The organism is Aliarcobacter trophiarum LMG 25534, from assembly GCF_003355515.1.
Taxonomy (GTDB): Bacteria; Campylobacterota; Campylobacteria; order Campylobacterales; family Arcobacteraceae; genus Aliarcobacter; species Aliarcobacter trophiarum.
The window spans coordinates 375,062-399,708 of sequence record NZ_CP031367.1 but is presented as its reverse complement, the minus strand read 5'-3'; the positions used below and the strand labels follow the sequence as shown (position 1 = coordinate 399,708).

General features: G+C 29.0%; 27 protein-coding genes. 4 read left to right on the top strand and 23 right to left on the bottom strand.

The window, feature by feature from the left end:
- Nucleotides 1-182 precede the first annotated feature (182 nt).
- Nucleotides 183-839, top strand: coding sequence for a class I SAM-dependent methyltransferase (locus ATR_RS02135; RefSeq protein ID WP_115427855.1), 657 nt, complete (start codon nucleotides 183-185; stop codon nucleotides 837-839).
- A gap of 9 nt (nucleotides 840-848) precedes the next feature.
- Here the strand turns inward: ATR_RS02135 and ATR_RS02130 are convergent, their stop codons facing one another.
- Nucleotides 849-2,954 carry a cache domain-containing protein gene (locus ATR_RS02130; RefSeq protein WP_115427854.1) on the bottom strand — a complete coding sequence of 702 codons (2,106 nt, stop codon included), beginning with the start codon at nucleotides 2,952-2,954 and terminating at the stop codon, nucleotides 849-851.
- 148 nt (nucleotides 2,955-3,102) lie between these two features.
- On the opposite strand from ATR_RS02130, the gene ATR_RS02125 reads away from it, so the two are divergent.
- Nucleotides 3,103-4,158, top strand: coding sequence for an arginase family protein (locus tag ATR_RS02125; RefSeq protein WP_115427853.1), 1,056 nt, complete (start codon nucleotides 3,103-3,105; stop codon nucleotides 4,156-4,158).
- Nucleotides 4,159-4,250: 92 nt separating this feature from the next.
- On the top strand, nucleotides 4,251-4,691 hold the full coding sequence (locus tag ATR_RS02120) for a DoxX family protein (RefSeq protein ID WP_115427852.1): 441 nt from the start codon (nucleotides 4,251-4,253) through the stop codon (nucleotides 4,689-4,691).
- A gap of 59 nt (nucleotides 4,692-4,750) precedes the next feature.
- Here the strand turns inward: ATR_RS02120 and ATR_RS02115 are convergent, their stop codons facing one another.
- The 5 genes from ATR_RS02115 to ATR_RS02095 all read right to left on the bottom strand — a co-directional run bounded on the left by ATR_RS02115 (nucleotide 4,751) and on the right by ATR_RS02095 (nucleotide 9,905).
- The gene (locus ATR_RS02115) at nucleotides 4,751-5,317 is read right to left on the bottom strand and encodes a superoxide dismutase (protein ID WP_115427851.1); all 567 of its coding nucleotides are present in this window, start codon (nucleotides 5,315-5,317) and stop codon (nucleotides 4,751-4,753) included.
- A gap of 71 nt (nucleotides 5,318-5,388) precedes the next feature.
- A complete protein-coding gene (locus tag ATR_RS02110) occupies nucleotides 5,389-6,714 on the bottom strand; it encodes a 2-isopropylmalate synthase (protein WP_115427850.1) in 1,326 nt (441 codons plus the stop codon).
- A gap of 181 nt (nucleotides 6,715-6,895) precedes the next feature.
- Nucleotides 6,896-7,681, bottom strand: coding sequence for a helix-turn-helix domain-containing protein (locus ATR_RS02105; RefSeq protein ID WP_115427849.1), 786 nt, complete (start codon nucleotides 7,679-7,681; stop codon nucleotides 6,896-6,898).
- A gap of 48 nt (nucleotides 7,682-7,729) precedes the next feature.
- Nucleotides 7,730-8,935, bottom strand: a complete 1,206-nt coding sequence (locus ATR_RS02100; protein ID WP_115427848.1) for a mechanosensitive ion channel family protein — start codon at nucleotides 8,933-8,935, stop codon at nucleotides 7,730-7,732.
- 49 nt (nucleotides 8,936-8,984) lie between these two features.
- On the bottom strand, nucleotides 8,985-9,905 hold the full coding sequence (locus ATR_RS02095) for a manganese-dependent inorganic pyrophosphatase (RefSeq protein WP_115427847.1): 921 nt from the start codon (nucleotides 9,903-9,905) through the stop codon (nucleotides 8,985-8,987).
- 135 nt (nucleotides 9,906-10,040) lie between these two features.
- Here ATR_RS02095 and ATR_RS02090 point away from each other — a divergent pair, with 135 nt between their 5' ends.
- Entirely contained in the window at nucleotides 10,041-10,460 is a 420-nt protein-coding gene (locus ATR_RS02090) for a YchJ family protein (protein WP_115427846.1), read from the top strand.
- A gap of 34 nt (nucleotides 10,461-10,494) precedes the next feature.
- On the opposite strand, the gene ATR_RS02085 is transcribed toward ATR_RS02090, so the two are convergent.
- From ATR_RS02085 to ATR_RS02005, 17 genes are all read right to left on the bottom strand, one after another.
- The gene (locus ATR_RS02085) at nucleotides 10,495-10,995 is read right to left on the bottom strand and encodes an asparaginase domain-containing protein (RefSeq protein ID WP_115427845.1); all 501 of its coding nucleotides are present in this window, start codon (nucleotides 10,993-10,995) and stop codon (nucleotides 10,495-10,497) included.
- Nucleotides 10,982-12,388, bottom strand: coding sequence for an aspartate ammonia-lyase (aspA, locus tag ATR_RS02080; protein ID WP_115427844.1), 1,407 nt, complete (start codon nucleotides 12,386-12,388; stop codon nucleotides 10,982-10,984). The genes ATR_RS02085 and aspA overlap by 14 nt, the downstream gene beginning before the upstream one ends.
- Before the next feature lie 60 nt (nucleotides 12,389-12,448).
- Nucleotides 12,449-13,147: a 5'-methylthioadenosine/adenosylhomocysteine nucleosidase gene (locus tag ATR_RS02075; protein WP_115427843.1), complete on the bottom strand. Its 699-nt coding sequence runs from the start codon at nucleotides 13,145-13,147 to the stop codon at nucleotides 12,449-12,451.
- On the bottom strand, nucleotides 13,140-14,069 hold the full coding sequence (fabD, locus tag ATR_RS02070) for an ACP S-malonyltransferase (RefSeq protein WP_115427842.1): 930 nt from the start codon (nucleotides 14,067-14,069) through the stop codon (nucleotides 13,140-13,142). The genes ATR_RS02075 and fabD overlap by 8 nt, the downstream gene beginning before the upstream one ends.
- An 88-nt stretch (nucleotides 14,070-14,157) precedes the next feature.
- A complete protein-coding gene (locus ATR_RS02065) occupies nucleotides 14,158-14,775 on the bottom strand; it encodes an FKBP-type peptidyl-prolyl cis-trans isomerase (RefSeq protein WP_115427841.1) in 618 nt (205 codons plus the stop codon).
- 11 nt (nucleotides 14,776-14,786) lie between these two features.
- Nucleotides 14,787-15,716, bottom strand: a complete 930-nt coding sequence (locus ATR_RS02060) for a tetratricopeptide repeat protein (RefSeq protein ID WP_115427840.1) — start codon at nucleotides 15,714-15,716, stop codon at nucleotides 14,787-14,789.
- A gap of 5 nt (nucleotides 15,717-15,721) precedes the next feature.
- Nucleotides 15,722-16,243 carry an OmpA family protein gene (locus tag ATR_RS02055; RefSeq protein ID WP_115427839.1) on the bottom strand — a complete coding sequence of 174 codons (522 nt, stop codon included), beginning with the start codon at nucleotides 16,241-16,243 and terminating at the stop codon, nucleotides 15,722-15,724.
- A gap of 142 nt (nucleotides 16,244-16,385) precedes the next feature.
- Complete coding sequence (gene tolB, locus ATR_RS02050) at nucleotides 16,386-17,651, bottom strand: Tol-Pal system protein TolB (protein WP_115427838.1); 1,266 nt, start codon at nucleotides 17,649-17,651, stop codon at nucleotides 16,386-16,388.
- Between the two features lie 3 nt (nucleotides 17,652-17,654).
- Nucleotides 17,655-18,383 (bottom strand): energy transducer TonB, encoded by a 729-nt coding sequence (locus ATR_RS02045; RefSeq protein WP_115427837.1) that lies wholly within the window; start codon nucleotides 18,381-18,383, stop codon nucleotides 17,655-17,657.
- 2 nt (nucleotides 18,384-18,385) lie between these two features.
- A complete protein-coding gene (locus ATR_RS02040) occupies nucleotides 18,386-18,775 on the bottom strand; it encodes a biopolymer transporter ExbD (protein WP_115427836.1) in 390 nt (129 codons plus the stop codon).
- Nucleotides 18,776-18,778: 3 nt separating this feature from the next.
- On the bottom strand, nucleotides 18,779-19,315 hold the full coding sequence (locus tag ATR_RS02035) for a MotA/TolQ/ExbB proton channel family protein (RefSeq protein ID WP_228254242.1): 537 nt from the start codon (nucleotides 19,313-19,315) through the stop codon (nucleotides 18,779-18,781).
- A gap of 30 nt (nucleotides 19,316-19,345) precedes the next feature.
- Nucleotides 19,346-19,723 (bottom strand): ATP synthase F1 subunit epsilon, encoded by a 378-nt coding sequence (gene atpC, locus ATR_RS02030; RefSeq protein WP_105914640.1) that lies wholly within the window; start codon nucleotides 19,721-19,723, stop codon nucleotides 19,346-19,348.
- Between the two features lie 18 nt (nucleotides 19,724-19,741).
- A complete protein-coding gene (gene atpD / locus ATR_RS02025) occupies nucleotides 19,742-21,133 on the bottom strand; it encodes a F0F1 ATP synthase subunit beta (RefSeq protein WP_115427834.1) in 1,392 nt (463 codons plus the stop codon).
- 21 nt (nucleotides 21,134-21,154) lie between these two features.
- The gene (gene atpG / locus ATR_RS02020) at nucleotides 21,155-22,039 is read right to left on the bottom strand and encodes an ATP synthase F1 subunit gamma (RefSeq protein ID WP_115427833.1); all 885 of its coding nucleotides are present in this window, start codon (nucleotides 22,037-22,039) and stop codon (nucleotides 21,155-21,157) included.
- Between the two features lie 10 nt (nucleotides 22,040-22,049).
- Nucleotides 22,050-23,567, bottom strand: coding sequence for a F0F1 ATP synthase subunit alpha (gene atpA, locus ATR_RS02015; protein ID WP_115427832.1), 1,518 nt, complete (start codon nucleotides 23,565-23,567; stop codon nucleotides 22,050-22,052).
- A gap of 23 nt (nucleotides 23,568-23,590) precedes the next feature.
- Entirely contained in the window at nucleotides 23,591-24,121 is a 531-nt protein-coding gene (locus ATR_RS02010; RefSeq protein WP_115427831.1) for a F0F1 ATP synthase subunit delta, read from the bottom strand.
- Nucleotides 24,121-24,639: a F0F1 ATP synthase subunit B gene (locus ATR_RS02005; protein ID WP_115427830.1), complete on the bottom strand. Its 519-nt coding sequence runs from the start codon at nucleotides 24,637-24,639 to the stop codon at nucleotides 24,121-24,123. The genes ATR_RS02010 and ATR_RS02005 overlap by 1 nt, the downstream gene beginning before the upstream one ends.
- Between the last annotated feature and the right edge of the window lie 8 nt (nucleotides 24,640-24,647).

Below are 24,647 nucleotides of genomic sequence, written 5' to 3'. Positions count from 1 at the left end.
ATGAAAACTTAAGCGATATAAAGTTTTTACAATATATTGTTCTTTTTTATATAAAAATCTACTTTATACTCTTAAAATTTTATACTGCTTAAAATCATTTATAGGAATTTATATGACAATAGAGTTTATTAAGCCAACAAGATGGTTAAATTTAGAGAAAGTTACGGAGCTTTACCAGAGTTATGAAAAATATAAGATTTAAATATCAAACCATTGAGTTTGGGGAAGAAGATATTCATATTAGGACACTAAAAGATACTCAACAATTTAGTGATACAAAAAATATAGCAAAGAATTTAGGAATATCAAGTGCTACTTGGCCTATTTTTGGAGTAATTTGGCCTTCAGCTGAAGTTTTAGCAAAATATATTCAAGATTATGATTTCAAAAACAAAAGAATACTAGAAGTTGGTTGTGGAATTGGACTTTCTAGCCTTATTTTAAACAAATTAGATGCAGATATAACTGCAACAGATTATCACCCTGAAGCTGAAAGCTTTTTAGATATAAATACAGAACTTAATAATGATGATGAGATACCTTTTGTAAGAGTTGACTGGAATAAAATATACTCAGAAAAACTTGGAAAATTTGATTTAATAATTGGTAGTGATTTACTTTATGAAAGAGATCATGTGGAGCTTCTATCATCTTTTATCAATGCTCATACAAAAGATAAATGTACAGTTATTTTAGCAAATCCAAATAGAGGACATCAAGCAAAATTTAATAAAGAGATGGAAAATTATGGATTTACTTTAAATTCATTTAAACCTGAAGATTTAGATTTTTTAGATGAACCTTATAAAGGTAAAATTTTTGAGTTTAAAAGAGGTTAATATACTTCTTTACTCAAAAAATATACTATTTCTTCCTGCTTTCTTTGCTTCATAAAGGTTATCATCAGCCTTTTTGTATAGCTCGTGAAAAGTTAAAGTATTTGTATCTTTAATACAAACTACACCAAAAGAAGCAGTTACATACTTTGATGCCTTATTTCCAATATGCTCTATTTTTAAGTTTTCAATACCCTCTTTTATACTACTTACAAATTGTAAAATCTTATCTTCTTCTATACTAGCAATAATCACAAACTCTTCTCCACCAACTCTAAATGCAAAATCACTAGCTCTATTTGTTTTTACTTTTAAAACCTTTGAAACTTCAAAAAGTACATAATCACCCTTTTGATGCCCATATGTATCGTTGTATTGTTTAAAGTAGTCAATATCTAAGATTATTATGCAAATAGTCTTTTTGTCCCTTTTTGCTCTTTTTATCTCATCTTCAAATTTAATATTAAAATATCTTCTATTATACAAAGTTGTAAGTTCATCTGTGATAGATAATTTTTCTATATGTTTTTTATCTGTAATATTTGTTCTAATTGCAGTAAAACCTTCTATCTCACCATGCTTTATTATTGGTGTAATACTTGCAAAAACCCAATACTCTTTCTCAGATTTATTTAAGTTTCGTATCTCACCTCTCCACTCTTTTTTAGCTAAAAGAGTATCCCACATATTTTTATAAAATTCAATAGGAACATCTGGATGTCTTACAATACTATGAGTTTTTCCTATAGTCTCCTCTTTTGTATATCCAGAAATTTCACAAAAAGCTTCACTAACATCTATGATTACACCATCTTTATTTGTTGTTGATGTAATTACATTTTGATTTACTATTTTTATATACTCTTGAAGCTTCTCTTCCGCTAAAATATTATTTGTAAGAGTATAGTTTAAACTATCTGCTAAACCTATAAACTCACTATATGTTAATCTACTTGTATCCATTATACTATTTTCAAAAGAGGCCTTAGTAAATGAACTAATTATATTTTCTATATTTATATTTATATACTTTGAAATTTTTATAGATATTATATAGGCTACCATAACTATAATTATAAAAATTGTAATTAATAAAAAGAGTTGTCTATTTATATTTTCCCTAAAAAAAAGCTCTTTATTTTGAATATCATTTTTAACCTCATCTAAATAAACTCCACTTCCAATAATCCAACCATAAGTATCATACTCTTTAACATAAGAGATTTTATCAAATACTTCTACACTATTTGGTTTTTTAAATTTATACTCATAAAAACCACCATCTTGATTTTTTGAAATCTCTACTTGTTTTTTTAAATAGTTTGGAAAAGGGTGTTTCTCTGGATGTTGTAATTTTTTACCTTCAAATATTAAACTATATCCATCTGTTGTATTTAAAAAAGTGTATTGGCTATTTTCATATTTTAATGAACTTATCCAATCCAAAAATTCACTCTTATTTTTCTCTCTTAAAGCATCAAGATATTCTCCTGTTCCAATATGCCAATCAAATGGTTCAAAAAGTTTTATGTATGTTAATTTTGTATACTCTTTAGAATCACCACTTGGTTTAACAAAACTATTTATAGTAAACCCCTCTTTACTCTCTTTTGCTATTTTTATTTGAGTTTGTACTATATTTTTATTATTTATATCTTTTAAGTCTAAGATATTTAAATTTTCACTTAATCTTATCTCTTTGTTAAACAATATAGCATTTCCACTATTACTATTTATAAAGAAATACTCATTTTTATCTTGAAACTTAAAATCTAAAAGAGCTTTTGCAATTAAAAGTTTTATCTCATCTTCACTCTTTATACCTACATTTTTATTGTATATACTAAGAGCCAAAGAGTAAGCTTGATTAACTCTATTTTTTAACTTTTCTTCTAGAGTTTTATAAAGAAGCTCCTCTTTATATTTTATAAGACCATGAAGCATTAAAACTTCATTTTTCACCTCTTTCTTTTTTTGTTCTACAAACTCAAATTCTAATTGTTTTAGATTTTTAAAGAAAAAGTTATATTGAGATAAAAACGAGATAGAAAAGGCAAAAACAAGTGATAAAAAAGTTGTTAAAAATATAGATTTTCTAATAGTATGTAATAGTTTCAAATATATTTTCCTAAATTTTCTTAAATTCTATCAGAAAAATAGTTATCTTTAGGTAAATCTGATAATTTTTTAAAATATAAAATAAGAATAGATTAAATACAAAAAAAGCAAAACTTGACTAAACTTCAAAAAAACTTTAGGAGATATTATGAAATTTAGAAGCTTAAAAGAGGATATAGAAATTTTAGAAAAAGGGCTTCCTCCAAAAAAAGATGATGGTTTTTTGGGAGGAAAACTTGATCCCAAAGAGGCTAGTTTAATAATTCTTCCTGTTCCATGGGAAGCAACTGTATCTTATGGGGAAGGAACTGCAAAAGCTGCAAGTAGTTTTAAAGAAGCTAGTCACCAACTAGATTTAGAAAATTATCACTATATAAAGCCTTATAAAGCTGGAATTACAATGTTAGATTATTCAAAAAGAATAAAAAAACTAAGTATTGTTGCAAGAAAAAAAGCTATAAAAGTAATAGAAGCTTTAGAGATCTCAAAAGAGGACAAAAAATCTTTAGCCTTTGTAAATGAAGCTTCAAAATACTTAAATGATTATGTATATAAAAAGAGTATGGAAACTATAGAAAATGGAAAATTTGCTGCTTTAGTTGGAGGTGACCACTCAACTCCTTATGGACAAATAAAAGCTATAAATGACTCAACGAAAGAAGATTTTGGAATACTTCATATAGATGCCCATCATGATTTAAGAGAGGCTTATGAAGGTTTTACTTACTCTCATGCATCTATTTTTTATAATGTTTTAAAAGATTGTTCTAAGGTCTCAAAGCTAGTACAAATAGGGATTAGAGACTATAGTAGCGAAGAAGCAAAAAGAATGACTAATTTAGAAAAAAAAGGAGCTTGTCTATACGATACAGATATGCAATGCCAACTAGCAAGTGGGAAATCTCTTGAAGATATCTTTTTACCATACATTGAACAACTACCACAAAATGTATATCTATCTGTTGATATAGATGGACTTGAACCTTTAAACTGCCCAAATACAGGAACTCCAGTTCCAAGTGGATTAAGATATGGAGAGCTTGAACATCTTATCTTTATGATTGTAAAAAGTGGAAAAAAAATCATTGGATTTGATTTATGCGAAGTTGGAGATAATGAGTGGGATTTAAATGTTGGAGCTAGAGTTTTATATAATCTTTGCGGAGCATTACTTTCAAGCCAAGGAAAAATAGAATTTAAATAAAATTAGTTTAATTTTTAAAAATATATTACTAATTAGTAGTTAATTTAACTTTAAACAAGATACAATTTCAAAATTTTTTTAAAGGAGCTTTTATGAGATGTTGTGAAAATAAATTATCTTATATTTTAAATGAAGAGATAGGAAAATTAATTTTAAGAGTAAGTATAGCAGGACTTATGCTATTTCATGGTATTGCTAAATTTTTAAATGGAATTGATGGTATCAAATTTTTAGTTACTCAAGCTGGTTTACCAGAATTTTTTGCTTATGGTGTATATTTAGGAGAGATTCTTTTCCCTATTTTAATTATTCTAGGTCTATTTACTAGAATTTCATCTCTATTTTTTGCATTAACAATGGTTTTTGCTATTTTCTTAGCTCATAGTTCAGATTTATTTGTTTTAGGAAAAACTGGTGGTCCTGTGATTGAGTTACCTTTATTATATCTTTTAGCTTCAGTTTCTATTATGTTTATTGGGGCTGGGAAATATAGTTTAGATGCAAAATGTAATAAAAGTTGTAAAAACAACTAAGATTATTTGAGTTTATTTTATATAAAAGTATGGAAAATCTCCATACTTTTACTTTTAAATTATGCTAGTTTTTTAGCTACTACATCCCAGTTTACAAGTTTCCAGAAATTTTCTAAGAATTTTGGTCTTGCATTTCTTGTATCAATATAGTATGCATGTTCCCACACATCACATGTTAAAACAGGTTTTAATCCATCAGTTATTGGACATCCTGCATTTGAAGTTGTAACAATTTTTAAATTAGCTCCATCAAGAACTAACCAAGCCCATCCTGAACCAAATTGTCCAATAGCTTTAGCTGTAAACTCTTCTTTAAATTTATCAACACTTCCAAAAGCTTTTGTTAAAGCAGCTTCAACATTTGCTGGAATTGCACCTTGAGTTGGAGTTAAACCATTGAAAAAGAAATCGTGGTTAAACACTTGAGCAGCATTATTAAATAATCCACCTTCAGATTTTTTTACAATATCTTCAAGACTCATTTCTTCAAATTTTGTCCCTGCAATTAGGTTATTTAAATTTGTAACATAAGTATTGTGATGTTTCCCATGATGATACTCTAAAGTCTCATCTGACATAAGTGGAGCTAAACTTGCATATGGTAATTTCATTAATTCGTGTTTCATATAATATCCTTTATTTAAATTTTAAAACTATATAGGATACAATTTTTTTAATTTGCTTTGACTTAAAAATATCAGTTATAAAAAGCTTCATTTTGTTCACTTATATGTTTTTTATAAAGCTCTATTATTTCATCTCTTTTCAACTCTCTTTTTAATCTATCTGATTCTTCTTTTATGACTAAACCAAATTTTATAGCTTCATCTTTATTTATATTTACACCTAAAAATTCACTTATTATAAAACTTACTCCTCCTTTTCCTGATTGAGAGTTTACACGTATAACTTTTTCATATCCTCTTTTTATATCTTTTGGATCTATTGGTAAATATGGTACATTCCAAATTTTACTATTTGTTTGTCTATAAAAATCTATTCCTTTTTTGATAGCATCTTGATGTCCTCCACTAAAAGCAGTAAATATCATATCGCCAACAAAAGGATGTCTTGGATGTACCAAAATTCCCGTTTTATCTTCATACATATCTTTTACTTCATCGATTATTGATAAATCAAGTTTTGGGTCAATTCCTTGTGAATAAATATTAAAAGCAAAATTTATTATATCTAAGTTCCCTGCCCTTTCACCATTTCCAAATAGTGTTCCCTCAACTTTCTGAGCACCTGCAAGTACAGCTAACTCAGCACTTGCTACTGAAGTTCCTCTATCATTATGAGGATGAACACTAATAATCAAAGCTTCACGATAATTTAAATTCTTACACATCCACTCTATTCTATCTGCGTATACATTCGCTGTGCAAGCTTCAAGGGTATTTGGTAAGTTTATTATCATCTTCTTATCAATAGTTGGTTTTACTACATCTATAACTTCATTGCAAATTTTTACAGCGAACTCTAAATCTGTTTGAGAAAAGCTTTCTGGTGAATATTGATAAGTTACCTTTCCTTCAAAATCTTTTGTAAGTTCACCTAAATATTGCATAGCTTCAACTGCCATTTGTATTATTTCATCATCACTTTTTTGAAAAACAACTCTTCTTTGAAACTCATTTGTTGGATTGTATAAATGGAAGATTCCATTTTTTACATCTTTCATAGCTTCAACGCTTTTTTTAATCCACTCTTTTTTTGAAGGAATTAAAATCTGAATGGCTACATCATCAGGAACTAAGTCCTCTTCTATTAATTTTCTAGTAAAGTTAAAATCTGTATCACTAGCACTTGGATAACTAACTTCTATTTGTTTAAAACCCATTTTTACTAAAGCTTTAAAATACTCCAATTTTTGTTCAACAGTTAAAGGGTTTATCAAGGCTTGATTTCCATCTCTTAAATCTACACTACAATAAATTGGTGCTTTTGTTATAGTTTTATCTGCCCATTCTCTTTTGAAATTTTTAACAATTGGATATTGCTTATATTTTTTGAAACTCATGGTTTACTCCGTTATGATTTTTTATTTTTTGATTTGTTTTTTTATGTTTTAAGTATTAGAAAGTTTTGAGGCAGAGAAGAGAAAAATAGATAATTTGTTTTATAATATTTACATCCATGTTAAACTCCTTTATAAATTTTGCAAATTATAACTTTTACAAAAAATAAAATCTTGTACAAAATTAACATTTTGGAAAAATATTTTTTTGATACGCTTTTGGTGTAATTTGAAAGATTCTTTTAAAGCTTCTATTTAAGTGGCTTTGGTCAAAAAAACCACTATTTTGTGCTATTTGAGAAATAGAGATATTTGACACTAATAACTCTTTTGCAAGATGTACTTTTTTATTTAAAATATATGAATGAATTGGAAGCCCAAACTCCTTTTTAAATACTCGTATTAGATGAACAACTGTTAAATCAAACTTCAAAGCTAACTCATCTAAGATAAGCTCTTCAAGATAATTTTCATCTAAATACCTTTTTATCTTCATAGCTAAAATTGACTCTTCTTTATAGTTTTGTTGTGTTTGTTCAAAAGAGAAAAATGTAAAACAAAATAGATAAAGTTCCTCCTCTTTTTCTATCAAAGAAACTTTAGTATCAAGTAAACAATCAGATAATTTTATAAAACTTTTATATATATTTTTATTTTTGATTAACTCAAAAGCTGATAAAAAATTAAAATCTAATTTTTGTAAATACTCTTTTTTTAAGTACAAAACATAACCATCTTTTGATTTTTCATTTGTTGTTGCACTATGAGGAACTTGACTATTTATAATAGTAATTTCATTTGGTTTTAGTTCAATACAAGTATCATTGAAAATAAGATTTAATGAACCTTTTTTTATTGCAGTGATTGTAAGTTCTTCGTGTATATGCATCTTTACACAATCTTTTATATCTTCTACATATCGTAACTCTATAAAGTCTAATTTTAGATTCTTAAATATGCAACTTTTCATTTTTTAAACTTTAATATATAAGTGAAAGTATCTTCAATTATATATTTTTTATCCATATTGATATGATTTTATATCAAACTCGCCCAAAACTGAATAGATATGATCGAAAATATCTGACTGAATATTTTCATAATCAATCCAAACTGTTGTTGCTGTAAAACAATAAATCTCAAGAGGAATACCATATTCTGTAGGAGATAGTTGTCGCACCATAATTGTCATATCTTTATTTATATTTGGATGATTTCTTAAATATGTAAGCAAATAAGCTCTTAATGTACCTATATTTGTAAGCCTTCTTCCATTTATTGCAACACTTAAATCAAAATTGTTTTTCTCATTATAATCATTTATTTCACACTGCTTTTCATGTAAATAAGGAGCCAATAAATTTGCTTTTTCTAATCTCTTTATATCTTCATCATCTAAAAACTTTATACTTTTTATATCAATTTTTATAGCTCTTTTTATCCTTCTTCCACCACTTTCTCTCATTCCTCTATAATTTTTAAAAGAGTCAGAAACAAGTGCATAAGTTGGAATTGTTGTAATAGTTTTATCAAAGTTTCTAACCTTTACAACATTTAAGCCAATATCTATAACATCTCCATCTGCACCATATTTTGGCATCTCAATCCAATCTCCAATTTGAACCATCTTATTAGTTGATAACTGTAATCCTGCTGTAAATCCAAGTATTGTATCTTTAAATACCAACATTAAAACAGCAGACATAGCTCCAAGTCCACTTAAAATGGCAACAGGAGATTTATCTGCTAAAATTGCTACTATATAAATAAAACAGATTATTCCAAAAATCAATTTGATACTTTGAATAATTGTTCTCATAGCAAAAAATTGTACATCTGTTGCAGTATGAAGTGTTTTAAAAGTTTTATCAATAATAGAATATATAGCTAAAAGTCCAAATATAGATATCCAAACCAATGATATTGTTAAAAGTGTCTCATATATTACACCTTTTTCTATCCATATTGTTGATTGCCAATATACAACTAAACCTTGAAAAACCAAAGCTAATCTTTGAAATAGACTCTCTTCAAGTAAAGCTCTAGTTATAATATTTTTCTTTTTTGAATCAATTTTTTTTATAGCTCTCAAAATAATTTTATGTAAAAATAGATGAATTAATATTGAAACAAAAACTATTATAAGTAGTATAGAAATACTCATAGCCAAAAATGTTGGCTCTATTCCCATATCTTTTAAAAACTCTATTAAATGTTTTTTCATTTTATCTCCTAAAGAAAGTAAGATATAAAAGCTTTTAAGCTTTTATATCTTAAGCAAATGCAGGTTCTAAGAAAGGAATAATCTGTTTTTTTCTACTTAAACATCCATCTAACCAAACTTTTCCATTATCTAGCTTACAAGAGAATGCTTTTTCAAAAATAGTTGTATCATCAGAAACAACTAAAACTTCACTTCCTTCTTTCATAATATCAGTTAAAAGCAGTGCAACTGTATGCAAGTTTTGTTCATCTTTAACTTTTTGTATATCTGCCATTAAATCAGCTTTTACACTATCAAAAACTGAACCATCAACAACTTCAAGTTGCCCTACTCCAACTTTTTTTCCATGCATATCAAAATTTTTATAATCTCTTAAAACAAGCTCTCTTATAGGAGTTCCTAAAACTTGTGATTTTACTTTAAACATCTCCATACCTAAAGCTCCAAAATCTTCAATACCACAAATTTGTGATAGTTCTCTTACTACTTGAATATCAAGTGGAGTACATGTTGGAGATTTGAAAATAACTGTATCTGATAAAATCGCACACATCATAATAGCTGCAATATTTGCTGGAATTTCGACTTTATGATAATCATACATCTCTTTTACAATTGTATTTGTACAACCAACAGGTCTTATCCAACACTCTAAAGGTGCTGAAGTTGTAATGTCTCCAAGCTTATGATGATCAACAATTCCTACAACTGTTGTTTTATCCATATCATTTGGAGCTTGTGCTAAATCTGAATAATCTGTAATAAATAATTCATCACCTTCAAAAGATGTTTTAAGAATTGGTGCTTCAAAACCAAACTTATCTAAAATAAATTTTGTCTCTGGATTTAACTCACCTTGTCTAGCAGGAGTCGCAGAACGACCAATTTTATTTAGTAAATATGCTAAAGAGATAGCTGAACAAACAGAGTCTGAATCTGGAATAATATGTCCACATGTATATAAAGCCATAGCTTTTATCCTTTTTTATCTTATTTTTTATTTTTGAATATGGATTTTATCTAAAAAGAGGTAAATTTCTTTTAAAATTAAAACTTTAATAATTTTATGTAGTTTAGTTTAAATATTTTAATATAAAGGAATGTTTTGAAATTTAGTGTAAACTCTCTTTGCCCTTGTGGAAGTTTAATAAAGTATAAAAAATGTTGTAAAGTTTTTCATGACGAGATAAAAAGTCCAGCAACTGCTTTAGAGCTTATGAAATCAAGATTTAGTGCTTTTGCCTTTTTTAGAAGTGATTATATTATAAAAACAACAGATAAAAACAACTCTGATTTCACTTTAGATACCTTATCTTGGGAAAATGACATTAAATTCTTTTGTAAAAATACAAATTTCAATAAACTTGAAATTTTGGATTTTATAGATGGAGAAGTTGAAAGTTTTGTGAAATTTAAAGCACATTTATTTCAAAATAAAAAAGATATCTCATTTATTGAAAAAAGTAGATTTTTAAAAAAGAATAGTATTTGGTTATATGTTGATGGAGAATTTTTTGATATTTAAATACTAAAAGAGAAGGAGTTCTTATTTTTTAAATTTATATTTCTAAAAACTGCCCTAACTCTCTATTTTTTTTAAGTTTTTTATAGTTTTTTACACTTCCATGCATTGAGATATATAGACCACTTTTAGGACTTGCATTAAAAAAACCAATAGCCTGTGAAAAGTTTAAAGTAGCTTCAACTTTGTTTATAGACATAGGAAGCATAGAACCTGTTAGTATTATAGTTTTATCTTCTATCTTTTCATCTATAAAAGATGCTGTTAAATCCATAGTATCTGTACCATGAACTATAATAATATTTTCATTTTTACAATTTTGTATATGTTGTACTATCAAATTTCTATCAAAATTATTCATCTCTAAACTATCTTTAGAGATTATATTTATAAGTTCAAACTCAATATTATATGAATAGTTTATTATCTCTTGAAGTGCCAAAGCATCTTTTGGCACTTCAAGTTCTCCACTTAAAGGATTGTACCTTTTATTAAAAGTACCTCCTGTATTTATAACTGTTATTTTAGATTTTGTCATAGTTATGAACCATATTCTTTGGTTGCAACAACTCTTCTAGCTCTTTTTCAGTAAAAAGTTTTTGCTCTAATAAAATATCATAAACTCTTTTTCCAGTTTTTAGTGCCTCTTTTGCAACAGCTGAACTCTTCTCATATCCCAAAATTGGGTTTAAAGAAGTTACTAAAGTTGCAGAGTTTAAAACATTATTCATACAAATTTCAGGGTTTGCAGTTATTCCTTTGATACATTTTTCAGCTAAACTTTCAAAAGCTCTTCTCATCATATTTATAGAGATAAATAGTTTATAAGCAATAATTGGTTCAAAAACATTTAGTTGAAGTTGCCCATGTTCACTTGCCATTGAGATTGTAACATCAGCACCAATTACATCAAATGCAACTTGATTTACAACTTCTGGCATAACTGGATTTACTTTCCCTGGCATTATTGAACTTCCTGGTTGCATTGGTGGAAGATTAATCTCATTTAATCCAGCTCTTGGTCCACTACTTAAAAGCCTTAAATCATTACAAATTTTTGAAACTTTTATAGCAATTGATTTAAATCTTCCAGATATTTGAACAAAAGTACTAGTATCTTGAGTTGCTTCTATCATATCATTTGCCATATAATAATCTGTTCCAGTTACTAGTCTTAAGTTTTTTATTACAAGCTCTTGATACTCTGGTTTTGTATTTATTCCAGTTCCTATAGCAGTTGCTCCTAGGTTTACCTCTTTTAAAGTATTTTGTGCTTTTGCTAATCTTAAAATATCATCATCTATCATTGTTGCATAAGTTTTGAACTCTTGCCCCAAAGTCATAGGAACTGCATCTTGAAGTTGAGTTCGCCCCATTTTTAAAATATCTTTAAACTCTACTGCTTTCCCATAAAAAGCATCTCTTAAAATTTTTAAACTATCTTGTAGTTTAAAAATTAGTTCATAAAGTGTGATTTTAATAGCTGTTGGATAAGCATCATTTGTAGATTGGCTCATATTTACATGATTATTTGGATGAATAATATTATATGTACCTTTTTTTTCGCCCAAAATCTCTAAAGCAATATTTGCTATTACCTCATTTGCATTCATATTTGTTGAAGTTCCAGCTCCACCTTGAATTGGGTCAACTATAAATTGGTCATGAAACTCTCCAGAAATTATTCTATCACAAGCTTCAACAATAGCATTCTTTTGAGTTTCAGTTAAATCTCCCAATTCAAAATTTGTTAATGCACAAGCTTTTTTTACTTTTGCAAGTGAGTTTATAAAGTTTGGAAAAAGATTTATTCCAATAGTTGTAATATTAAAGTTTTCTTTTGCTCTTAAAGTTTGAATACCATAATATTTATCATTTTCTATCTGCATTTCGCCTAAAAAATCATATTCAATTCTAAATAAATTATCCATTTTAATCCTTTAAAAAATTTTAAATTATTATAGAATAATCATTCACAAAGTAGTATTAAACTACCTTTTTATAACTTCCTCCACGATTTTTACCAAGTAATTGCTAGATATTTTTGCACTACTATTTAAGAACTCATCAAAATCAAAGTTTGCTTCACCATTCGCACTATCACTTATTGCTCTTAAAATAAAAAAAGGAACATCTAAAGCATCACAAATCACTGCAACACTGGCTCCTTCCATCTCTAAAGCATCTGCTTTAAAAGTTTTTTCTATAAACTCTTTTCTCTCATTTGAGTGAACAAACTGATCCCCAGTTGCGATAACTCCCTCTATTACTTTTAAATTTTCATTCTTTGCCACTTTTTTTGCAACTTCTAAAAGTTCTTTTGAACTATCTATAAAAACTTTTCCTCCTGGAACATATCCATTTGGATGTCCAAAAGCTGTAATATCTAAATCATGTTGGCAAAGTTTTGTTGCAACTATTAAATCTCCAATGTTTAATTTTGAATTTATAGCTCCTGCAACACCTGAGAAAAGTAGAGTGTCACAAGAGAATTTTTGAATAAGAGTAGAAGCAGTTAATGAAGCAAATACTTTTCCTATTTTTGAGTGTGCTATTACAATATCTAATCCTTTGTAGTTCACCTCATAATACTTATTATCTGCATATTCAATAGTTTTGTAATCTTTAAAAAACTCTAAAAGGGGGTCTATCTCTTCTTGCATAGCTCCCATAATTGCTAATTTATTCATTTAAAGCCTCAATTGTTTCTTCTAAAGTTTTCATATCATTTACATTTAAAGTTGGCTTATCTGTGATTTTTCTATTTAAACCTTTTAAAACTGCACCTTGTCCAAATTCTATATATAAATCAACTTTACTATCGTGAGCATTTATTGATTGTTTATATTTTACAGGTTTTATAAGTTGTGAAGATAAAAGGTCAACTGCTTCATCTTTTGTACTATATATTTCAGTACTCACATTTGAAATTACATTTGAAAATTTTTCTTCTAAAAACTCTATTAAGTACGGTTTTAAATTTTCAACTGCGCTATCAAGAAGTTCACAGTGAGATGCAACACTCATATCAAGAACTAATGCTCTTTTTGCTCCAGCACTCTTAAAAGTATCAACTAGTTTTTCTAAATCTGCTTTAAGACCTGCTAATACTAGTTGACCATCCATATTGTAGTTTGCTGCCCAAACTTTTAAACCTTTTTTTCTCTCATCTTCACAAATAGTTTCAACTTTAGTATCATCAATTCCAACAAGTGCCATCATACCAGCACCTGCTCCACTACAAGCCTCATTCATAAAAGTTCCTCTTTTATTAACTAGCTCTATAGCATCTAAATAGTTTATTGCTCCAGCAGCAACTAAAGCTGAAAACTCTCCTAAAGAGTGCCCTAAAACGAACTCTGGCTTAATATCACACTTACTTTTAAAAACTTCAAGAGCAATGCAGCTTACAAGTAAAATAGCTGGTTGTGTAAACTCAGTTTTTCCTAGATTATCATTCTCTTCAAATAGAAGTTTTTCAAAATCTATATTTAATCTTTCACTGGCTTTTTTTATCATATCTTTTGCAATATCACTATTAAGAAAAAAATCTTTCCCCATTCCTACTGCTTGACTTCCTTGTCCTGGGAATATAAAAGCTACTTTTTTCATACTTAACCTTTTATTTAAAATTAAATTGCCCAAATGTATCTCTACACTTGGGCAAAATTATATATCTTTATTATTTAATGTAAATAACTTAGTGACAACCACATCCACCGTGTCCACCACCAGTTCCACATCCACCACCATGGCTATGTCCGTGGTCATGATCATGCTCATCGTTTCCACTTGCACATCCACAACCACCATGTCCACCACCTGATGATGAACCACAACATCCACCACCCATAGCAGCAAACCCACCTACAACTCCAGACTGAACCTCTTCCTCAGTTGCATCTCTTAAACTTAAAATTGCAACTGTAAACATTAGAGTTTTTCCAGCCATTGGGTGATTATAATCTATCGTTACATTTGCATCATCAAAAGATTTTACAACAACTTGAATAGTTTCACCATGCTCACCTTGACCATATAAACTCATACCCTCAACAAGTTCAATTCCTGCAAATTGCTCTTTTGGAAGAGTTTGAATAGCCTCTTGATTATACTCTCCATAACCATCTTTAGCTTCAACTAAAACATCAGCCTCTTCATTTGCAGACATAGTTACAAGTTTGTCTTCTAGTCCTTTTATTATTTGACCTTTTCCAGAAACAAACTCTAGTGGAGCTTGTCCAACATTTGTATCAAGCTGCTCTCCTGTTTTTGCATCTTTTAATGTATACTCTATTCCAATTACTTTATTTGACATTTTAATTCCTTTTATAATTTATTTAAATTTGTTTTAGCCACTTTAGCTTCCTGGCTATTTGGATAAAGTTCTATCAACGTACTATAGAAGTTTCTAGCATTATCTTTATCTTTTGTATTTTCAAATGATATTCCACTATTTAGTAGTAGTGTTGGCATATAAGAAGCTTTATCATTTAGCATTGCTGATTTTTTATAATAAACAATAGCTTGATCATACTTTTTTCTTTTAAACCACATATCACCTAAATAGTAGTTGTTTTCAGCAGGTTTATAGTTTATTTCAACTAGTTTCTCAAACTTTGGAATGGCACTATTGTATATTTTTGAATCATAATCTTTTTTTGCTTCAACCATAAATTTTGCTCTATCTTCCGCTGTTTTTAGCTCATTAGAGCTTGAAGAAGTATCAACTGCTTTCTCTTTTGTCTCAACTATTGTTTTAGAAGAACCTTGTGGTGTTTTAATACCCATAGCCTTTTTAACAGCTTCAAACTCTTCTCTAGTAACAAATTGTTGCATATTTTTTTCTAACTCAGTAGAAGATACATATTCTGAATTTATTTTATTAACCATTGTTGTTAATTTTGAAAGAGCAGCTTTTAAACTATTTAAATCTGATTGACTAGCATTTGAAACTGCCTCATTAGAAGCTAAATCTGAAGATTGATTTAATTTTAAAGATAAATCATTCAATTTTCTTGAATCACCTTCATATGTAGACTCTAAGCCTTCTAATCTTCCATTAATAGATTTTACTAAACTATTAATCTCTTCAAGTTTAGAAGATAAATTACTTATATTTGATTGATTTTTTAGTATGTGTTTTTCAGATGCAGATAATCCATAAGAACTATCTTGGTTAGAAGCTCCATAAACCGAAACCTCTTCGGCTACGGTTAATGAAGTTATTACGAATAATAAAGGTATAATTTTTTTCATAAAAATTATTTTTCTAATTCGTGCTCAACTCTTCTGTTTTGTGCCCAGCACTCTTTAGTTTTTTCAGTACAAACTGGATTGCTTTCACCTAAAGATACCATTGTAACGTTAGTTGTAACACCATTTGCTACTAAAACATCTTTAACAGAGTTTGCTCTTTTTAAACCTAATGCATAGTTATACTCATCACTTCCCCATTCGTCAGTGTTTCCAAATACTTTAATTGTAGTATCAGAAGAAACTTGTGAAAGTTTAGAAGAGTTACTTACAGCCTTGTCTTTATTTGCAGGTGTTAAATTGTATTTGTCAAAATCAAAATAAACATGCTCAATTAAAACTCTTTGACCATTAATCATATAATAGTTTCCATTTCCAGCTCTCTCTAAAAGAGTACCATCTTGAATAGCTGCTTCAACAGGAGCAGTAGATGGAGCAACAACATCATTTACATCAGCATTTTTTTCACTACAACCTGTAGTAAATAGTAAAGCTGAAACTAAAACAGAATAAAGACCTAACTTTTTCATTATTTTTCCTTAAAATAAAATTTTCACAGAATATTACTAAAGTGAAACTTAATTGTTGTTTATATTTTTTATAATTTTTAAGATATTTTCAGTAGAAACTATCTTTTTTTATTTTAGAGCTAAAAGCTCTAAAATTACAATTTTACCAATCTATAGATTGAATTCTTTTCCCTGTAAGTGGGAATAGAAAAGACTTATTATGTTCTAATCTTATAATTCCTATAGAGCTCGTACCATCTGTTTTCAAAAATAGTACACTTTGTCCATCAGTTGAGAACTTTGGAAACTGATTTATTCCACTTGAAGTTAATCTTTTTAAGCTATCTGATTTTGTAGAAATCAGATATAAATTAAAGCTTTTCCCTAACTCATTACTTGCATCTTTACTACTAAAAATCACATTATTTCCACTTGAAGTAACAGATGAATTATTGTTGCTATGGAAAACTAATCTCTCAACACCACTTGAACCAATAGTTTGAGCAAAAATATTTGGGTTTCCTAATCTATCAGATACAAATACAATTTTGCTATCATTTTCAACAAATTGTCCACCAACATCAATTCCACTATAAGTTGTTATCTGTTTTTTTGCTCTTGTTCTTGTATCATATAAGAATATATCTGGCTGCCCTGTTGGTGATGCAGTTATTAAAAGTTTAGTTCCATCAGCATTTACATCTGAACAAGCTAACATTCCATCTGAATCCATGATAACATCTTTGCTTCTATTATAAATATTTAATTTAACTAAAGTTGGTTTTTTATAGTTGTATGATGTATAATAGATAGTTTTTTGCTCTTTATCTGCCCATTTAGGAAAGATATTAAGACCACCACTTACAACTCTTTTTTTATAAGTTAAAGTATAATCTCCTATCATAATATCTGCTTTTCCTGAAGCCTCATAAACTGAAAACACTACAAATCTATCCATCCAAGAGATACTAGGAGCTTTAAAATGATCATTTATAGAAATTGCCGCTTTATGAGCTAAAAATACAAATCTCTCTTCAAGTGAAGTTGTATAATTTTTTTCTAAAACCAATGCTCTTGAATTTATATCATATAACTTTGTCATTAAAGTATAATTACCATTTGTATCTTTTTTTGCTGAAAGGTTTACAAACAGATTTACACCTTGATTAGATAAACCTAAAATATCTGGTAAACTATCATAAGCTGATACAGATGAAATATTTGCAACTTCAAAATGCCCACTTACATTAAAATCATCTGTAAGTGCTTTTTTTATCTTACTTAAAGTATCTCTTTCTAAACTATCACTAGCAATAGAAATACCAATTTTTGGTAAAACCATACCTTTTTTCACAATATCTAAGTGTCCATCAACTTCTGCAAAAACAGAACTAATAAATATAGATATTAACAAAAATATTTTTTTCATTTTTTATCCTTCAAATTTAAAATCAACTGAATATCTAACACCTTTTCCATTTGGTGGAATAGGATACGGAACTCCTCTTTGAGTATCTAAATATGATTTTAGAGCCTCATTGTAACCCTCATCACTAGATGTTTTTTGTATTTTATAATCAAATTTTCCATTTTCATCAACTATGATTATTACTTTTGCTAAAACTTTTGTATCTTGAGATATTGGAGCTCCTGCTTGTAAAATTTCATAAATTTTACTTGCATAATCATCACTTTTATCTCCCTTTGCAGAGCTTTTAAGCTTTGAATCTGTTGCAGTTTTCTCATCTTCTAATAATTTATCAATTTTTATATTTGATGATTTTTTCTCTTTCTCAAATTTTGACTTAAATCTTTTTGGGTCAATAGATTTTTCAACATTATTAACCTCTTCTTTTATAACTTTATTTGATGTCTCTTTAACATTTGCAAATAAAGATTTTAGATCTGGTTTTTTTTCATTTGAAGCTGATGTTGATTTTTCAACAACCTCTTCTTTTATAATCTTTTCTGTTTTTCTTTCAACCATCTTTTTTTCTGCTATCTCTTCAATCATATCAAGTTCTATTGTTGTAGAGTTAGGAGTTATATTTACACTCTCTTTTGTTGGTGAGAATATATAAAACATAACTAAAAAACATATTGAAAAATAGATAAAAAATGCAACAATACCTGAAATAATAAATGAAGAATTATTTTGCATTTTTACCCATCTGTTACTAAAGCAACTTTGAAGAAACCAGCTTCTTTAACTGATTTTAGAACATATATAATATCATCATATTTTAAGCTCTTATCGGCTCTTATATGTATTGGAGTATTTTGATCTTTACCTTTTGAGAAAAGTAAAAAGCTATCTGCAAAATTTGATATTTCAACCTTACTTTTATTTAAAGTAACATTTCTATCTTTTGTAATAATAATGTCAATTTTAGCTACATCTTGAGATTGTTGAGATTTACTTCCTGTTGGAAGATTTATAGGTTCTTCAAACTCAATAACTGGAGCTGTTACCATTAAAATTGCAAGAAGAACAAGCATAATATCAACTAAAGGAGTAATATTTAAATCTGGTTTTTGATTAAAATCAAACAATTTTTACCCTTTAGCTACTATTATTTCTGCTTGAGCTTTTAAATAAATATTTAGCTCATATATTTTTCTTGAAATAATTTGATGGAAAGTATAAGCAAATATTGCAACAAATATACCAGCTGCTGTTGCTACAAGAGCTTCACTGATTGCTGGAGCTATGATAGAAAATGCAACTTTTGATTGATTTGCAAATTTTGCAAATGACTCTAATATTCCAATAACTGTTCCAAAAAGTCCAATAAATGGAGATGTTGAAGATATAATAGCAAGCCAAGAAACACCAACACTTGCTTCTTTAATAATATTTATTTCACAAGCATGTAAAATCTCTTTTGAAGCAACACCATTTGAACACTGATTTAAAAGAGAAAGTGGGGAAAATTTAGATTGACTTGTTGTTAAAATCTCTAAAGATCTTTTTTCATTTGCTATTAAACGGTTTAATGCACTATTTCTATAAAAGAATATCCAAAAAACAACTATCGTATAAACTGACAATAACGCTAAAACTATATAAGTTATAGCGCTACTATTTGCCAAATAATTTAGTAATGTAGAAATCATATATTTTTATGCGAATGAGTTAATTTTTGCTTCAACTGCAGCCATTGATACTTTTGAATCTTTAACTGAATTTACTAACTCTTTTGCTGCTTCAATATTTTTTGAAATCTCTGAATCTTTTCCTCCTGTTAATGCAATAGCTCCATCAACTAATACATCAACTGATTTTTCATCTACTTTAACATGTCCCCAGTTAATAGCGACTGCTTCTGTAGAATCGATTTTTTCAATAACAATTACACCAACACTAAGAGTTGATACTAATGATGAGTGTCCAGGTAAAACACCAAACTCTCCCTCTTTTCCAGGGAGAGTTACAGTCTTTACATCACCATTAAATATGCTACCCGTTGGAGTAACTATTGATAATTTAATTGTATCCATACTGTAACCCTTTATGGTTTATTTCATTTTCTCAGCTTTTGCAAGAACTTCATCTATTCCACCAACCATATAGAATGCCATTTCAGGAACATGGTCATATTTACCATCTAAAATTCCTTGGAAACCTGCAATTGTATCTTTTAGCTCAACATATTTCCCAGGACTTCCTGTAAATACTTCAGCAACGAAGAATGGTTGAGATAAGAATCTTTCGATTTTTCTTGCACGTGCAACTACAAGTTTATCAGCTTCTGATAACTCATCCATACCAAGAATTGCAATAATATCTTGTAAATCTTTATATTTTTGAAGAACAGATTGAACACCTCTTGCAGTACTATAATGCTCTAATCCAATAATATCAGCACTTAAAATTCTTGAAGTAGAATCTAGTGGATCAACTGCTGGGTAGATACCTTTTTCTGCAATTTTTCTATTTAAAACTGTTGTTGCATCAAGGTGAGCAAAAACAGAAGCTGGTGCTGGATCCGTTAAGTCATCCGCTGGAACATAAACAGCTTGAACTGAAGTAATAGAACCTTTAGAAGTAGATGTAATTCTCTCTTGTAATTTACCCATTTCACTTGCAAGTGTTGGTTGGTATCCAACAGCTGAAGGAATTCTTCCTAAAAGTGCCGACATCTCAGAACCTGATTGAGCAAATCTAAAGATATTATCAACGAACATAAGAACATCAAGTCCTTTTTCATCTCTAAAGTACTCAGCCATTGTAAGTCCTGTTAAAGCAATTCTATTTCTAGCACCTGGTGGTTCACTCATTTGTCCATAGCACAGTGCAACTTTATCAAGAACGTTTGAGTCTTTCATCTCATGGTAAAGGTCATTTCCTTCTCTTGTTCTTTCTCCAACTCCTGCAAATACAGAATATCCAGAGTGTTTAAATGCAACATTATGGATTAATTCCATAATAATAACTGTTTTACCAACTCCAGCTCCACCAAATAATCCTACTTTACCACCTTTTGAATATGGTGCTAAAAGGTCAACTACTTTAATACCTGTTTCAAACATCTCTGTTTTTGTTGATTGCTCTTCAAATTCAGGAGCTGATCTATGAATAGACCATCTTTCAACATCTGCTGGAATTGCTGCACCTTCATCAACTGGATCACCAATAACATTAAAAATTCTTCCAAGTACTGCTTCACCAACTGGAACTTTAATAGGTCCACCAGTAGCTATACACTCTTGACCTCTTGTTAATCCATCTGTCATATCCATAGCAATAGTTCTTACTCTACTATCACCAATATGAGCAGCTACTTCTAATACTAACCTGTCTTTTCCAGCCTCAACTGGAACGTCGATAGCTTCATTAATCTCTGGTAAATACCCGTCGAACTCTACGTCAACAACAGGGCCCATTACCTGAATAATTTTACCTTTCATTTAGGTCTTCTCCTTATTAAATTATTTTAATGCTTCAACACCACTGATAATCTCTATCAGCTCTGTTGTAATTGCAGCTTGTCTTGCTTTATTATACTCAACTGTTAAACTATTAACCTTCTCTTTTGCATTTTTACTTGCAGCTTCCATAGCCTGCATTCTTGCACTATGTTCTGCAGCTAAAGAGTCAATTAATGCATAATACATATTAAAATCAATATATTTATCAGTAAGTTCTTTTAAAACTTCATCATCATCATCTGGTTCAATATTTAGCATAGAAGTAGTCTCTTTTATTTCAACTTTTTCTAAACCAACTGGCAATATCTCTTTTACTCTAATTTCTTGAGTTAGCATATTTAAAAAACCATTATATACAATTATTACTTTATCAGTAAGTTCATTTTTGAAATCTTCTACAGCGACTTTTATAAAGTCAGATGCTTTCTCATAAGTTGGAGCTGATGATAATTCAATAGTTTTTTGTTCTAATGTTTTACCTTGAAAAGAGAAGAATTCAACTCCTTTTTTCCCAGCAGCTCTTAATCTTACTTTTGCACCTTTTGCTTCATATTCATTTATTAACTTACCAACAGTTTTAATTGTTGCCACATTAAAACCACCGCAAAGTCCTTTATCGGCAGTTACAAAAACGATATCAACTGTTTTTGGAGTTGAATTTTGTACAAATGCTCTACCAATATTTCCATCATCTTGAACTTTGCTAACTCGTGTTGCAATATCAGATAAAACCTCATTTATCTTGTGTGCATAACTTCTTGATTGCTCAGACAATTGTCTAGTTCTTGTAAGTTTTGCAGAAGAAACAAGCTTCATAGCTTTTGTAGTTTTTTCTGTATTTTTAACACTACTTATTTTTAATTTTATCTCTTTTAAGTTAGCCATAGACTAGTCCTTAGTTTGCATTAAATACAGTTTTGAACTCTTCTAATGCAGCTTTTAATTGTGTTTCTGTATTATCATCAATTTTTTGACTTGACTTAATTGCATCTAAAATATTTGAATATTTTTGCTCAATAAATGAATGTAACTCATTTTCAAATCTAACAACATCTTTAACAGCAACATCATTTAAGTACCCTTTAGTACCAGCATAAATAATTACAACTTGTTTTTCAATAACTAGTGGTTTGTTAACACCTTGTTTTAATACTTCAACCATTCTTTGCCCAAGCTCTAACTCTCTTCTTGTTGCTTCATCTAAATCTGATGCAAACTGTGCAAAGGCTTCAAGCTCTCTATATTGAGCAAGAGAAAGTTTTAATGTACCAGCAACTTGTTTTGTAGCTTTAATTTGAGCAGCTCCACCAACCCTTGAAACTGATAAACCAACATTAATAGCAGGTCTAATTCCTGAGTTAAATAGGTTTGTTTCTAGGAATATTTGTCCATCTGTAATTGAAATTACGTTTGTTGGAATATATGCAGCAACGTCTCCAGCTTGAGTTTCAATAATAGGTAGTGCAGTCATTGATCCAGCACCTTTTTCATCACTCATTTTAGCAGCTCTTTCAAGTAATCTTGAGTGTAGATAAAATACGTCTCCTGGGTATGCTTCTCTTCCTGGAGGTCTTCTTAAAATTAATGACATCTCTCTATATGCAACTGCATGTTTTGATAAATCATCATAAATAATAAGAGCATGTTTTCCATTATCTCTAAAGAACTCACCAATTGTAACACCTGTATATGGTGCTAAAAATTGTAATGTTGCTGAATCAGCTGCTGATGCATTTACAACAATTGTATAATCCATAGCTCCTGCTTCTTCAAGTGTTCTTACAACTGAAGCAACTGAAGATGATTTTTGACCAATTGCAACATAAATACAAATTACATTCTCACCTTTTTGGTTTAAAATTGTATCAATAGCAACTGTAGTTTTACCAGTTTGTCTATCACCAATAATAAGCTCTCTTTGCCCTCTTCCAATTGGAACTAATGCATCAATAGCTTTAATACCAGTTTGTAGTGGTTCATGAACAGATTTTCTAGACATAATTCCAGGAGCTTTCTCTTCAACATATCTTTTTTCTGTAGAAGCAATTGCACCTTTACCATCAATTGGTTCACCAAGAGCATTTACAACTCTTCCAACTAATGCTTCACCTACAGGAACTTCAAGAAGCTCACCTAGTCTTTTACAAGAAGTACCTTCTCTAAGACCTGTACCTTTTCCAAGAACAACGATACCAACTGAAGACTCTTCTAAGTTTGCAGCCATACCTTTTTCGCCATTCTCAAACTCAACCATCTCACCAGCCATAACATTTTTAAGACCGTAAACCTGTGCAATACCATCTGCATAAGATATAATCTTACCAGTTTCGTTTACATCTACATTTAATTCAAAGTTATCAATTCTCTCTTTAATAATCGAACTGATTTCATCTGCTTGAATTTTTGCACCCATTCAAATTTCTCCTTTATTAAGTTCTAAACTGCTTTTAAAATATGATTAATTAACTGAGTTTTTAATCTATCTTTAGAAAAAGATATTTCAACACCTAGTCCATCTATATCAACTTTAATACCATCATAATCGCACACATTTTGTGACAATGAAAGTTTTACATTAAATTTTTTACTAAATTGTTCTTCTATCGAAGATATATAGTTTTTTGATAACTCTTTATTTGTATAAACTGTTCCAACATAACTACTATTCATCTTTGCAATTTGAGTTTTTAACTCAAAAGCTACTTGAGGGATAATATCTAATCTTCTTTTTTCACCAAGTAAATTTATAAAGTTTTCTAAACTTTTATCTGCATTATCTATAATAGATAAAACAAACTTTGTTTTTTCAACTTCATTTATATCAGAAGATGCCAAAATAGAGTTAAATTTATCACTTGAAAAAGCTTTTGAAACTTCACTTAATTTCTCAGAAATCAAAGTTACACTACTCAAATCTCTTCCATCAACCAAAGCTTTTACATATCTTTTTGCTATTAAATCTTTCATTAAGCCACCCTTTTAAGAACAATATTTACTAACTCATCTTGAGATAGTTTAATATTTTCTGAATTTAATAGCTCATCAAGTATCTCAGCAACAACTTGCTTTTTAGCTTTAGAAATTTCAACTTTTATCATTTCATCTAAATTTTTACTTAAATTTGCGATATCAGTATCAATAGATGTTGAAACTTTTTGTTTAATATTTTCTATATCAGATTTTGCACTTTCAATAATTTCAGCAGAAATCTTTTTTGCATCATCTAATTTTTTTTGAGCTTCAGAAACTCTATCTTTAGAAGCTTTTAGACTCTCTTGAACCTTATCTAGTTCAGATTGAATTCCCAAAGTTCTATTAGCAAAAAATGCTTTGATTTTATCAGCAAGTAAATACCATAAAATTGCAGCAAATATAATAAAATTAACGGTTCTTTGAACTATATCATAGTTCGTTTCCGCACCTTCACTTGCAAATAATGCAACTGGAACCATAGCCATAGCTAATAGTAATAGTACTCTTTTCATTATCACTT